The sequence below is a fragment of the Oxalobacteraceae bacterium OTU3CINTB1 genome, from assembly GCA_024123955.1.
Taxonomy (GTDB): Bacteria; Pseudomonadota; Gammaproteobacteria; order Burkholderiales; family Burkholderiaceae_D; genus Rugamonas.
The window spans coordinates 2,000,637-2,012,854 of the sequence record CP099652.1 but is presented as its reverse complement, the minus strand read 5'-3'; the positions used below and the strand labels follow the sequence as shown (position 1 = coordinate 2,012,854).

11 protein-coding genes are annotated in these 12,218 nt (G+C 64.8%); 2 read left to right on the top strand and 9 right to left on the bottom strand.

The features are described from left to right. Positions 1-22 precede the first annotated feature (22 nt). From NHH73_08720 to NHH73_08695, 6 genes are all read right to left on the bottom strand, one after another. Positions 23-907, bottom strand: coding sequence for a L,D-transpeptidase (locus NHH73_08720; GenBank protein ID USX29588.1), 885 nt, complete (start codon positions 905-907; stop codon positions 23-25). Positions 908-1,030: 123 nt separating this feature from the next. Next, positions 1,031-1,801: a hypothetical protein gene (locus tag NHH73_08715; protein ID USX28350.1), complete on the bottom strand. Its 771-nt coding sequence runs from the start codon at positions 1,799-1,801 to the stop codon at positions 1,031-1,033. A gap of 243 nt (positions 1,802-2,044) precedes the next feature. Continuing rightward, positions 2,045-2,374 (bottom strand): cell division protein FtsB, encoded by a 330-nt coding sequence (ftsB, locus tag NHH73_08710; protein ID USX28349.1) that lies wholly within the window; start codon positions 2,372-2,374, stop codon positions 2,045-2,047. 52 nt (positions 2,375-2,426) lie between these two features. Next, positions 2,427-3,710 (bottom strand): phosphopyruvate hydratase, encoded by a 1,284-nt coding sequence (eno, locus tag NHH73_08705; protein ID USX28348.1) that lies wholly within the window; start codon positions 3,708-3,710, stop codon positions 2,427-2,429. 135 nt (positions 3,711-3,845) lie between these two features. Continuing rightward, the gene (gene kdsA / locus NHH73_08700; GenBank protein ID USX28347.1) at positions 3,846-4,700 is read right to left on the bottom strand and encodes a 3-deoxy-8-phosphooctulonate synthase; all 855 of its coding nucleotides are present in this window, start codon (positions 4,698-4,700) and stop codon (positions 3,846-3,848) included. After that, positions 4,697-6,391: a CTP synthase gene (locus NHH73_08695; protein USX28346.1), complete on the bottom strand. Its 1,695-nt coding sequence runs from the start codon at positions 6,389-6,391 to the stop codon at positions 4,697-4,699. Before NHH73_08695 ends, kdsA begins: the two co-directional genes overlap by 4 nt. A 222-nt stretch (positions 6,392-6,613) precedes the next feature. Here NHH73_08695 and NHH73_08690 point away from each other — a divergent pair, with 222 nt between their 5' ends. Beyond that, positions 6,614-7,036, top strand: a complete 423-nt coding sequence (locus NHH73_08690; GenBank protein ID USX28345.1) for a PRC-barrel domain-containing protein — start codon at positions 6,614-6,616, stop codon at positions 7,034-7,036. Continuing rightward, on the top strand, positions 7,036-7,215 hold the full coding sequence (locus NHH73_08685) for a hypothetical protein (protein ID USX28344.1): 180 nt from the start codon (positions 7,036-7,038) through the stop codon (positions 7,213-7,215). The genes NHH73_08690 and NHH73_08685 overlap by 1 nt, the downstream gene beginning before the upstream one ends. 82 nt (positions 7,216-7,297) lie before the next feature. On the opposite strand, the gene NHH73_08680 is transcribed toward NHH73_08685, so the two are convergent. The 3 genes from NHH73_08680 to NHH73_08670 form a co-directional block, all read right to left on the bottom strand. Further along, positions 7,298-7,885, bottom strand: coding sequence for a hypothetical protein (locus tag NHH73_08680; protein USX28343.1), 588 nt, complete (start codon positions 7,883-7,885; stop codon positions 7,298-7,300). A 213-nt stretch (positions 7,886-8,098) separates the two neighbouring features. Beyond that, positions 8,099-8,779: an isochorismatase family protein gene (locus NHH73_08675; protein ID USX28342.1), complete on the bottom strand. Its 681-nt coding sequence runs from the start codon at positions 8,777-8,779 to the stop codon at positions 8,099-8,101. Between the two features lie 211 nt (positions 8,780-8,990). Then, positions 8,991-12,170, bottom strand: coding sequence for an error-prone DNA polymerase (locus NHH73_08670; protein USX28341.1), 3,180 nt, complete (start codon positions 12,168-12,170; stop codon positions 8,991-8,993). Between the last annotated feature and the right edge of the window lie 48 nt (positions 12,171-12,218).

The following is a 12,218-nucleotide window of genomic DNA, read 5'->3' as shown; positions in this document are numbered from 1 at the left end:
GGGGCTCGCCCCATTCCGTCCGCTAACCTTGCAACAACACCACCGCGCCGCGCGAGATGGCCCGCGCCACCGTCTGGACGTCCCAGTTGGTCAGGCGGATGCAGCCGTGCGACTGGGTCTTGCCGATCTTGCCCGGCTCCGGCGTGCCGTGGATGCCGTAGTGCGGCTTGCTCAGCTGGATCCAGACAGCGCCGACCGGGTTGTTGGGGCCGGCCGGGATGCGGGCGGCGGTGTCGCCGGCCTTGGCGTCCCAGAACAGCTTGGGGTTGTAGCGGTATTCGGGGTTGGGGGCGATGCCGCGCACTTCCCAGCGCCCCTCCGGCAGCGGGTCGTGGGCGCTGCCGGTGCTGGCCGGGAATTGCGCGATCGGCATGCCGCCGGCGTCGAGCAGGGTCAAGGTGCCGTCGCCGGCGTCGACCAGGATCGAGGTCGCTTTGGGCAGCGGCTTGGCCGACATCACGTTCGGCACCAGCAGTTGCTCGCCCGCGCGGGTGAACGATTTGCCGGGATTGAGGCGGCGCAGCAGCTCCGGGCTGCTGTGGAATTTTTCGCCCAGCGCCTCGGCCATGCTGGCGTAACCGAGCGCCGGCAGCTTGGCCTTGTCGGCCATCGTAGCCGGCACCGGCCGGTAGGGGCCAGCCGCGTCCCCGGCGGTGACGGTGTAGACGTCGAGCACGGGCGCGGTGTCGGTCGATAGCACGGCCCAGGTGGCCGTGTCGAGCACGCCGGTCAGCGGCAACTGGTGCAGTTTCTGGAAACCGATGACGGCCTTGCGCAGGTTGCTGCCCTTGCTGCCGTCGATTTCGCCGGACGAGAAATGGGCGCGGTCGAGCAGCACTTGCGCGCGCAGCAGGTCGTGGCCGCCGGCGGCGGGGTTGGCTGCGGTGACAGGGGTTGCGGCGGCGATACCGGCCAGCGCGAGCGTAATGGTCGCGGTGGTTATAAACAGCGTCTTCGACAAATCAGGCCTGGAGGTGGTCGGGATGAGGGACCCGGATTCTACCAAATCGCGGGCCCAAATCGCGCACTACTATTGCTTGCGGTATTTCTGCATGACGTAGCCGAGCCGGTGGCGGTTGAGGTCGAGCCAGGTCCACAGCGCCTCCACCTGCGCCGGGTGGGCGCGGTAGAAGTTGTCGTTGAAGGCGAGCCAGACGCGGGTGTTGATCAGCGGCTGCGGCAATTGCACAAAGGCGCCCTTGTAGCGCGCCAAGGTGGCCTTCAGGTGTTCGGGCGAGACGGCGGCGACGACTACGCCATCGATGCGTCCGAGCCGCAGCTTTTCGAGGTTGCGCTCGAGATCGCGCGCGCCGTCGTCGATCGTCAGGCCGGCGTCGCGCAGGCGGGGGGCGTAGCTTTGGCCTTGCGCCACGCCGAGCAGCTTGCCTTTGAAGTGCTGCATCGGCTGGGTGCTGGCCGGTAGCTTGTCGCTGGCGCGCACCAGCACGATGAGGGCGTTGTGCATGGCGCGGTCGAGGTCGATGTTGCCGGCCTTGTCGCGTGGTAGCGCTATCTCCGGCGGATAAACGGGTAGCTCCCCCATGGGCGACATGTCGATGTCGCCGCTGGCCAGCGCCACGCGCAGGCGGGCGATCGGCAGGCGCACCCAGACCGGCGGGCAGCCGAAGCCGGCGCCGAGCACGGCGTCGTGCATCAGGTCGACGGCGGCACCGGGCGGATCGGGGACTACGGTGCCTTCGCCCAGCCAGTATGGGGGGCGGTGCTGGTCCATGTAGCCGACGCGGACGGGGATGCAGGTGGCGTCGGCGGCGAGTGGTGCCAGCGCGGTGGCCACGAGCATGGCCGCCCAAGCAAAGGCGGCCCGGAGGCGGCCGGGCTGGCGGCGGGCCGCTGGTCTACGGGTTGGTGCTGGGGCTTGGGTCATGGCGGTATGGTCACTTCGCTGGATGCTCGTCGGTATCATAGCGTTTATTTCCATGTGGAAATCTAGCGAAATGTCACGGGGGTTGGCATGGGCCATCGACGGCGCTTGGCGGATTACGCTTCGCTAATCCGCCCTACGTGTTTTAGAACATATTCAGGGTTAGTGGTCGGCTGGCGGGGCTGGTGGGGCGGCCAGCGGCACCGGCGGCGCGGCTTGTCCTTTGCCGACGATCTGGATGAAGATTTCGTTTTGTTTGATCATGCTGAGCTCGTAGCGGGCGCGTTCTTCGACGGCGCCGGTGCCGTCCTTGAGGTCGCGCACTTCGGAGTCGAGCTTGGCGTTGCGGGCCAGCAGTTCGGCGTTTTTTTTATGCGCCGTGCCCACTTGCGCTTCGAGATCGGCCACGCGCAGCCAGCCGCCCTTCCCCAGCCAGAGCGGGTACTGTATCAGCAGCAGCAACACTGCCAGGGCGAGGGTGATCAGGCGCATGGTCGATTCGGGTTCGAACGCGGCCGCCGGACGTCGGCGGCCGCTGACTGCATTACTTCAGGTTGTAGAACGCGTCGCGGCCAGGATAGGATGCGATGTCGCCCAGGTCTTCCTCGATGCGCAGCAGCTGGTTGTATTTCGCCATGCGGTCCGAACGCGACATCGAGCCGGTCTTGATCTGCAGCGCGTTCAGGCCAACGGCGATGTCGGCGATGGTCGAGTCCTCGGTCTCGCCCGAACGGTGCGAGATGACGGCCGTGTAGCCGGCGCGCTTGGCCATTTCGATGGCGGCGAAGGTTTCGGTCAGGGTGCCGATCTGGTTGATCTTGATCAGGATCGAGTTGGCGATGCCCTTCGAGATGCCTTCCTTGAGGATCTTGGTGTTGGTGACGTACAGGTCGTCGCCCACCAGCTGGATTTTCTTGCCCAGTTCCTTGGTCAGGATGGCCCAGCCGTCCCAATCGCCTTCGTGCATCGCGTCTTCGATCGAGATGATCGGGTACTTGTCGCACCAGGTCGCCAGCAGGTTGGTGAACTCGGTGGCCGTCAGGGACAGGCCCTCGCCTTCCAGTTCATACTTGCCGTTCTTGTAGAACTCGGAGGCGGCGCAGTCCAGGCCCAGCGCGATCTGGGTGCCAGGCTCGTAGCCGGCTTCTTCGATGGCCTGGATGATCAGCTTGATGGCTTCCTCATGGTTGGCCAGCGATGGGGCGAAGCCGCCTTCGTCGCCGACGGCCGTGCTCAGGCCCTTCTTGTGCAGGATCTTTTTGAGGGTGTGGAATACCTCGGCGCCGTAGCGCACGGCTTCTTTGAACGACGGGGCGCCGACCGGGATGATCATGAATTCCTGGATGTCCAGGTTGTTGTCGGCGTGGGCGCCGCCGTTGATGACGTTCATCATCGGCACCGGCAGTTGCATCGCGCCCGAGCCGCCGAAGTAGCGGTACAGCGGCAGGCCGGCTTCTTCCGCCGCGGCCTTGGCCACGGCCATCGACACGGCCAGCATGGCGTTGGCGCCCAGGCGGCCTTTGTTTTCGGTGCCGTCCAGATCGATCAGGGTGCGGTCCAGGAAGGCTTGCTCATTGGCGTCGAGGCCCATGATCGCTTCCGAGATTTCGGTGTTGATATTTTCGCAGGCTTGCAGCACGCCCTTGCCGAAGTAACGCTTCGGATCGCCGTCGCGCAGTTCGATCGCTTCGCGCGAACCGGTCGAGGCGCCCGATGGCACGGCGGCGCGGCCCATGACGCCCGATTCGAGCAGGACGTCGCATTCGACGGTCGGATTGCCGCGCGAATCGATAATTTCACGGCCGATAATATCAACAATAGCACTCATGTCATTCTCCAAAGTTAGACGAAAACGTGTTTGCCCATCGCGTGTTGCATGATGGACAATTTAAGGATAACGGGAATATAACCCGGCGCAGAGGGGTTTGCCAACGCGCGCCGGGCATTTTTGCCTGCGATTGCTTTAGTTGAAGCTAGTTTCCAGGAAACCGGCTTTTTTGGTGATGCGGTCCAGCTCGATCAGGGTCGACAGCAGTTCCTTCATGCGGCCCAGCGGCACGGCGTTGGGGCCGTCCGACAGCGCCTCGGCCGGGTTCGGGTGGGTTTCCATGAACAGGCCGGCCACGCCGACGGCAACAGCCGCGCGCGACAGCACCGGCACCATCTCGCGCATGCCGCCCGACGAGGTGCCGTTACCACCCGGCAATTGCACCGAGTGGGTGGCGTCGAACACGACCGGGCAGTTCGATTCGCGCATGATGGCCAGCGAACGCATGTCGGACACCAGGTTGTTGTAGCCGAACGAGGCGCCGCGCTCGCACGCCATGAAGACGTCGTCCGGCAAGCCCTTGGCCTTGGCGGCTGCGCGTGCTTTGTCGATGACGTTTTTCATGTCGTGCGGGGCCAGGAACTGGCCCTTCTTGATGTTGACCGGCAGGCCGGACTGCGCGCAGGCCGTGATGAAATCGGTCTGGCGGCACAGGAAGGCCGGCGTCTGCAACACGTCGACCACGGCCGACACCTCGGCGATCTCGTCGATCGAGTGGACGTCGGTCAGGACCGGCACGCCCAGCTCGCGCTTGACGTCGCCGAGGATTTCCAGGCCCTTGTCGCGGCCGGGACCGCGATACGAGGTGCCCGACGACCGGTTGGCCTTGTCGAACGACGACTTGTAGATGAACGGGATGCCCAGCGCGGCCGTCATTTCCTTCAACGCGCCGGCGGTGTCGAACGCCATCTGGCGCGATTCGATCACGCAGGTGCCGGCGATCAGGAAGAACGGCTGATCGAGGCCGGCTTCGAAGCCACAAAGTTTCATGCCGCATCTCCTTGCAACGCAGTGCTCTCAGCGACGGCGTGCGGGCGATTGCCGCCGGCTGCCTTGTGGGCCAGTGCCGCCTTGATATAGGACGTGAACAGCGGATGGCCGTCACGCGGGGTGGATTTGAATTCCGGGTGGTACTGCACGCCCATGTACCAAGGGTGCGAATTGTCGCCGGTGCGCGGCAGTTCCATGATCTCGCACAGGTCCTCGGTCGGCGTGCGGGCCGCCACCACCAGGCCGGCCGCTTCGACGCGCGGCAGGTAGTGGTTGTTGGCCTCGTAACGGTGGCGGTGGCGCTCGGTCACGACCGGGCCGTAGATCTCCGCCGCCAGGGTGCCCGGCTTGATCGCGCAGGTCTGCGCGCCCAGGCGCATGGTGCCGCCCAAGTCGGAGTTGGCGTCGCGCGTTTCGACCTTGCCGTCCTGGCCCTGCCACTGGTCGATCAGGGCGACCACCGGTTGCGAGGTTTCCAGGTCGAACTCGGTCGAGTTGGCGGTGGTCAGGCCGGCCATGTGGCGCGCGTATTCGATCAGCGCGACCTGCATGCCCAGGCAGATGCCCAGGTACGGGATCTTGTTCTCGCGGGCAAATTGCGCCGCCATGATCTTGCCTTCGACGCCGCGCTTGCCGAAGCCGCCCGGCACCAGGATGGCGTCGTACTTGGCCAGCGCAGCGCAGCCGGTCGTCTCGATCTCTTCCGAGTCGATGTACTCGATGTTGACCTTCGATTCGTTGTGGATGCCGGCGTGGCGCAGCGCTTCGGTCAGCGATTTGTACGACTCGGTCAGATCGACATACTTGCCGACCATGCCGATCGACACTTCGCTCTTCGGATGCTCGAGCGTGTAGATCAGGCGGCTCCAGACGGACAGGTCGGCCGGCGGCGGGTTGATGTCGAGCGCCTCGCAGATGATGGCGTCGAGGCCCTGGTCGTGCAGCATCTGCGGCACTTTGTAGATGGTGTCGACGTCCCACACGGAGATGACGGCCTGCTCTTCGATGTTCGAAAACAGCGAGATCTTGGCGCGTTCGTCGTCCGGGATCGGGCGGTCGGCGCGGCACAGCAGCGCGTTCGGCGAGATGCCGATCTCGCGCAGCTTCTGCACCGAGTGCTGGGTCGGTTTGGTTTTCAGTTCGCCCGCCGAGGCGATGTACGGCACCAGGGTCAGGTGGACGAAGGCGGTGTTCTTGCGGCCGGCGCGCAGGCTCAGCTGACGCGCGGCTTCCAGGAACGGCAGCGACTCGATGTCGCCGACGGTGCCGCCGATTTCGCACAAGGCCACGTCGTAGCCTTCGGCGCCGCGGCGGATGTAGTCCTGGATTTCGTTGGTGATGTGCGGAATGACCTGCACGGTCTTGCCCAGGTACTCGCCGCGGCGTTCCTTGCGGATCACCGATTCGTAGATCTGGCCGGTGGTGAAGTTGTTCACCTTTTTCATGCGGGTCGAGATGAAGCGCTCGTAGTGGCCGAGGTCGAGATCGGTCTCGGCGCCGTCGTCGGTGACGAACACTTCACCGTGCTGCATGGGGCTCATCGTGCCGGGGTCGACGTTGATGTACGGGTCGAGCTTGAGCATGGTGACTTTGAGGCCGCGCGATTCGAGGATCGCGGCGAGGGAGGCGGCGGCAATCCCTTTACCAAGGGAAGACACGACGCCACCGGTGACGAAGACAAATTTGGTCATTGCAGATAGTGCCGAACGGCACGTGCGGGAAATTGAAATTATACCCTAAAACGGTTATTTCATCAGCATCAGCCCCGGAAAAATCCCTTACGGATCGGAAAACTCAGCTTAGCTGACTGGCAAAAATGGCCGGTTTGGCAATCCGATCCGACTGTGTCTCAGCGTACAGACCGTCCCAATCAACCAAGTCAGAATAGCAACTCATTCTTAGAGGAGAACATCATGAGCTACACGGAACGCGATGCTTACGGTATGTATGTCGACAACGGCAACAAGGGTCCCGGCCCTGAACTGATGGGCGCAGACACGCTGATCGGCGACCACGTTCACAATCTGAAGAACGAACACCTGGGCGAGATCAAGGAAATCATGCTCGACATGCGCACCGGCAAAATTGCCTATGCGGTCATGTCGTCGGGCGGCATCCTGACCATCGGCGAAAAATTATTCGCGGTGCCATGGGAAGCGCTGACCCTGGACACGGTCAACAAACGCTTCACCTTGAACATCGACAAGGAGCGCATCGAGAACGCGCCCGGTTTCGACACCGACCACTGGCCCAACATGGCCAACCAGACCTGGGCGAGCCAGATCCATAGCTACTACGGCACCCGCTACGACAACCTCGACAGCGGTCCGCTGTGATGTCGGCCCTGATCATGCTGGCCGGCGCGGCCGCGCTGACCGCGACCTTGATGGTGCGGATCGCGCGCCGCCGCCAGGCGCAGGCGCGGCCGCCGGTCGGCGTGCCCGTCACGCTGGCGAGCTGGTCCGACGGTCGTGAATACCAGGTGGCGGACCACCTGCGGCGCAAGAGGCGATGAGTTGGCGGGATAACCACCTCCCACGCATCGTTGCAGTACGGCTTCGGCCGCCCGTGAAAGCGGGCGGCCGAAGTCTTTTTAATCAATGAATGTCGTCGAATTCATCGTATTCACGGCGGCTTTTGGGCAAGCGGCGCTCCAGAGTGTTTCGGGACTGCAAGTCGACGTGCTCGATCAAAACCAGTGCGGCGTTCAGCGCATTGCTCATTGTCTTGGCTGCGTTAGCCATCGCTTCCGCCGGCGTTGGCGGCGTAGTGGCGGCACGTTTTTGCAGACGGGCGCGCAATTGCGCGGCACACGCCCAATTCTTTTCTCCAGGGAAGCGTATCCACAGATCCCGCCAGGCATTGCGGCCGTCGCCGGCCACGGCCTGGGTCAACTGATGCGGGGACACGGGAAGGCCGCGATAGATCAAATCATCACCGACCACTTCGGCGCTGTGCCAGTCTTCCTCATATTGCATGCGTACCCGGGTTCCCTCCGGTAAAAATAAAATCTTCCATTGGTAGCCGCGCGATGGCTGGGCGGTCGCCTTCTCGCGCTCGATCCACAATTTAACGGCGGCCACCAGCGCCTCGGTGACCGATAGAGAGCTGGCGCTCTTGCGCAGGAATTCTTCAAGCTGGAGTTCAGTGGCGGGTGGGAGTAAGCGAGTCTGTCGGGGATTCATACTCTTTCTCCTTGCGGTTTCTGTCGGTTTTTGTCTCTTCCTGTCTCTTTAGACCCGGAGGCCGAGCTGGAGTTCAAATAAGACAAAAAGAGACAGAAACAGACAACCAAAAGAGTACGGTTCCCGCATAGAGTCGTGTGATATTGCCCCTTTCACCTCTTACGGTCCTGTACCAGACACCTTATATGCCCGTTGGGGTGGGGGCCCCAGATCTTAGGCCGCGTCCCGCACCGCCTGCTGGGCGCGCGCATAGCTCTCCGCCACCGCCGCATAGTTGGGCGCGACCAGGCCATATAGCTTGGCCAGCTCCGCCGCTTCCGGGCGCGCCCAGGTGCGGTGCAGCTCCGATAACAACGCGTTGGTCGAGGTGGGCTTGACGCCACCTTGTGCGAAGCGCGCAACGGAGACGCGCGAGACCATCTCGCTCGGATCGCCGGACGCGTCGATGACGGCGTAGACATCGTACCCTGCCGCCACGGCGTCGAGCGCGGGAAACATCACGCAAACGCTGGTCCACACGCCCGCCATCACCAGCGTCTTGCGGCCGCTGGCGCGCACGGCGCCGACAAAGTCGACGTTGTCCCACGCGTTGACCTCGCCTTTGCGCGGCACATAAACGGCATGCGGCGCGTACTGGTGGATCTCCGGCATCAGCGGACCATTGCTGCCGGCCGGCTCCGAAGCGGTGGTGATCACCGGGATCTTCAGCAAAGTGCACAGCCTGGCGATCGTCTCCACGTTCCGCCGCAGGTCGGCCACCGCGATATCCTTGACGGTCTGGAAGAGTCCGGCCTGGTGGTCCAACAGCAGCACCAGGGTGTCGGCGGGATCGAGCAGCGCGGCGCCGCCGCCTGTGGGCAAGGCGCTGGGTTTGGCGTGTGAAATGTCTGGCATGGGTGGTTCTCCGTGATTGGACAGTGGTGACAGTGACGGCGGACGATCGGGAACGCGCGTCCAATCAGCTTGCCTGAATTCGTATCCTCGGTGGCGTTGCGGCGCCAGTTCGCTCCCCGCACCCCCCCCGAAATGGGGGCCTGTGGCACCCGGCTTCCTCAAATTCCGCGCGCGAACGACTGCGGCCAGCCATCGCGCCGGAAATTCCACCTCAACAAAAATCACGGCTGATGGTCGGCAGCCGGCCCAGCAGGTGCGACATGTCGACCAGCCGCTTGGCCACCAGGTGGCGCACGATGCCGTCCTGCTGCCAGACGCCGTACACGCCCAGCAGCGGCGCGCCCAGCACCTCGCGGCGCTGCTCCTCGACCAGTTTGGGCCAGATGATGACGTTGACGTTGCCGGTCTCGTCCTCAAGGGTGAGGAACAGCACGCCCTTGGCCGTGCCGGGCCGCTGCCGCACCGTGACCATGCCGCAGGCGCGCGCCAGCATGCCGTTGGTGTAGGTGTTCAGGGTGGCCGCCGGCAGGAAACGGTGCTCGAGCAACTTGGCGCGCAGCAGCGCCAGCGGATGGCGTCCCAATGTCAGGCCGTGCGAGCGGTAGTCGCCGAGGATTTCCTCGCCCTCGCTCGGCGGCTTCAATACGGGCGCCTCCTCGTCCGGCGTGGTCGGCCGCAGCAAATCCTTGTCCGGCGTGGCGCCGACCGCCTGCCACAGCGCCTGCCGGCGGTTGCCGGCCAGGTGGACCAGCGAATTGCCGGCGGCCAGCACTTGCAGGTCGTGGCGGTCCAGGTCGGCACGCCGCGCCAGGTCGGCGACGCTGGCGAACGGCGCCTGGGCGCGCGCCGCTTCGATGCGTTCGGCGGCGCCGTCGCGCATCCCCTTCATCATCGACAGGCCCAGCCGCACCGCCGGCTGTCCCAGCTTGCCCACCGGCTCCTCCAGCGACGACTCCCAGCCGCTGATGGTGACGTCGATCTCGCGCACCACCACGCCGTGGCGCTTGGCGTCCTGCACCAGTTGCGACGGACTGTAGAACCCCATCGGCTGGCTGTTGAGCAGCGCGCACAGGAAGGCGGCCGGTTCGTGGCATTTGAGCCAGGAACTGGCATAGGTCAGCAGCGCGAAACTGGCCGCGTGCGATTCGGGAAAGCCGTATTCGCCGAAGCCCTGGATCTGGCGGAAGATCGATTCGGCGAACTCGGGATCGTAGCCGCGCTCGGTCATGCCCTCGACGATGCGGCTGTGGTATTTATCGACGCCGCCCTTGCGTTTCCAGGCCGCCATCGCGCGTCGCAATTGATCGGCCTCGCCCTCGCTGAAGCCGGCGGCGATGACGGCGATCTGCATCACCTGTTCCTGGAAGATCGGCACGCCCAGGGTGCGGCCGAGCGCTTCCTCCAGTCCGGCCGGATACTCGACCAGGCGCGGGTTCTGGCGCCGCTGCAAATACGGATGCACCATGCCGCCCTGGATCGGCCCGGGGCGTACCAGCGCCACTTCGACCACCAGATCGTAGAATTTATTTGGCCGCAGCCGTGGCAGCATGCTCATCTGCGCGCGCGACTCGATCTGGAACACGCCGATGGTGTCGGCTTGGCACATCATCGCGTAGGTGGCGGGGTCCTCGGACGGAATGGCGTGCAGGGCCAAGGGCGCGCCGCGCCGGGCCGACACCAGGTCGAGCGCGCGCCGCAGCGCCGACAGCATGCCCAACGCCAGCACGTCGACCTTCATCAGGCCGAGCTCCTCCAGATCGTCTTTGTCCCACTGGATCACGCAGCGCCCCTCCATCGTGGCCGCCTCGATCGGCACCAGCCGCGACAACTTCTCGTGCGAGATGACGAAGCCGCCCGGATGCTGCGACAGGTGGCGCGGAAAGCCCAGCAACATCATCGCCAGCGAGGCCCATTGCTGCGCCAGTTGCGAATCCGGATCGAGCCCGCATTCGGCCAGCCGTCCGACCAGGTCGTGGCGGCTGTCGAACCAGTGGTGCGACTTGGCCACCTTCTCGACGATGGCCAGGTCGACGCCGAGCGCCTTGCCGCTGTCGCGCAGCGCGCTCTTGGGCCGGTAGCTGATGACAACGGCCGCCAGCGCGGCGCGGTCGGCGCCGTATTTTTTATAGATATACTGGATCACCTCCTCGCGCCGCTGGTGCTCGAAGTCGACGTCGATGTCGGGCGGCTCCTTGCGCTCGCGCGAGATGAACCGCCCGGTCAGCATGTTGCTGCGCTCGGGGTCGACCGCCGTCACGCCAAGACAGAAACACACCACCGAGTTGGCCGCCGAGCCGCGCCCCTGGCATAGGATGCCCTGGCTGCGGGCGAACTTCACGATGTCGTAGACGGTCAGAAAGTACGGCTCGTACTCGAGCTCGGCGATCAGCTCGAGCTCCTTTTCGATCTGGCCGCGCACCCTGGCCGACAAACCCGCCGGAAAGCGCCACGCCGTGCCCTCGTAAACCTCCTGGCGCAGGTAGCTGGCCGGCGTGTGGCCGGCCGGCACCAGTTCGCGCGGATACTCATATCGCAGCTCGGTCAGCTTGAAGGTGCACTCCTGCATGATGCGCAAGGTCTCGAACAGCGCCGCCGGCGGATACAGGTTGGCCAGCCGCAGACGCGGGCGCAGGTGCTGCTCGGCGTTCTGCGCCAGCGCGTAGCCGCACTCGCCGACCGGCTTGCCTACCCGCACCGCCGTCAGGGTGTCGTGCAGCGGCTTGCGCGAGCGCACATGCATGCACACCTGCCCCAGCGCCACCACGGACATTCCATGCTGCAACGCCACCTCGTCGATGCTGAGGCGGTGCGCTTCGTCGAAGGCGCGCTGCAGCAGGTTCAGCCCCATCCACGCGCGCCCGGGAAAGGTCGCCTCCATCCACGCCGCCTGCGCGTGCAGCCGGTCGACGTCGCCGGGCTGGTGCGCCGGGTAGTGCGGCAGCAGTATCATCAGGCAGTCCGGCAAGCCCTTTAAATGCGCGTAGGCCGGCGCCGGCGCGGCCAGGTCGGCCGGCGTCAGCAGATAGCTGCCCTTGGCGACCCGGTTGCGGGCGATGGTGATCAGCTCGCACAAATTGCCGTAGCCTTCGCGGTTTTTGGCCAGCGCGATGAGCGACAACGCGGCGCTGCCGTCCGGGTTCTTCAGGTGGAAGTGGCTGCCGATCACCAGGGGGAGGCCGGCCTCTTTGGCGGCCGCATGCGCGCGCACCACGCCGGCCAGCGAGCACTCATCGGTGATGGCCAGCCCCGCATAATCGAGCTCGACAGCGCGCGCGACCAGCTCCTCAGGCCGCGACGCGCCTTGCAGGAAGGAAAAGTTGCTCATGCAGAACAGCTCGGCGTAGGCCGGCAGTCCTTGCGACGACGGGAGTGGTGACGGTGGCGGGCTCATAGATGCACTGTGTTTATGTACAGTATTTTACACCCTAAGCGCACGGTA

What these genes read in the sequence shown, in the direction of transcription:
- NHH73_08715 (USX28350.1), bottom strand. Translation starts at nt 1,801, where the DNA reads ATGCTCGTGGCCACCGCGCTGGCACCACTCGCCGCCGACGCCACCTGC.
- ftsB (USX28349.1), bottom strand. Translation starts at nt 2,374, where the DNA reads ATGCGCCTGATCACCCTCGCCCTGGCAGTGTTGCTGCTGCTGATACAG.
- eno (USX28348.1), bottom strand. Translation starts at nt 3,710, where the DNA reads ATGAGTGCTATTGTTGATATTATCGGCCGTGAAATTATCGATTCGCGC.
- kdsA (USX28347.1), bottom strand. Translation starts at nt 4,700, where the DNA reads ATGAAACTTTGTGGCTTCGAAGCCGGCCTCGATCAGCCGTTCTTCCTG.
- NHH73_08695 (USX28346.1), bottom strand. Translation starts at nt 6,391, where the DNA reads ATGACCAAATTTGTCTTCGTCACCGGTGGCGTCGTGTCTTCCCTTGGT.
- NHH73_08690 (USX28345.1), top strand. Translation starts at nt 6,614, where the DNA reads ATGAGCTACACGGAACGCGATGCTTACGGTATGTATGTCGACAACGGC.
- NHH73_08685 (USX28344.1), top strand. Translation starts at nt 7,036, where the DNA reads ATGTCGGCCCTGATCATGCTGGCCGGCGCGGCCGCGCTGACCGCGACC.
- NHH73_08680 (USX28343.1), bottom strand. Translation starts at nt 7,885, where the DNA reads ATGAATCCCCGACAGACTCGCTTACTCCCACCCGCCACTGAACTCCAG.
- NHH73_08675 (USX28342.1), bottom strand. Translation starts at nt 8,779, where the DNA reads ATGCCAGACATTTCACACGCCAAACCCAGCGCCTTGCCCACAGGCGGC.
- NHH73_08670 (USX28341.1), bottom strand. Translation starts at nt 12,170, where the DNA reads ATGAGCCCGCCACCGTCACCACTCCCGTCGTCGCAAGGACTGCCGGCC.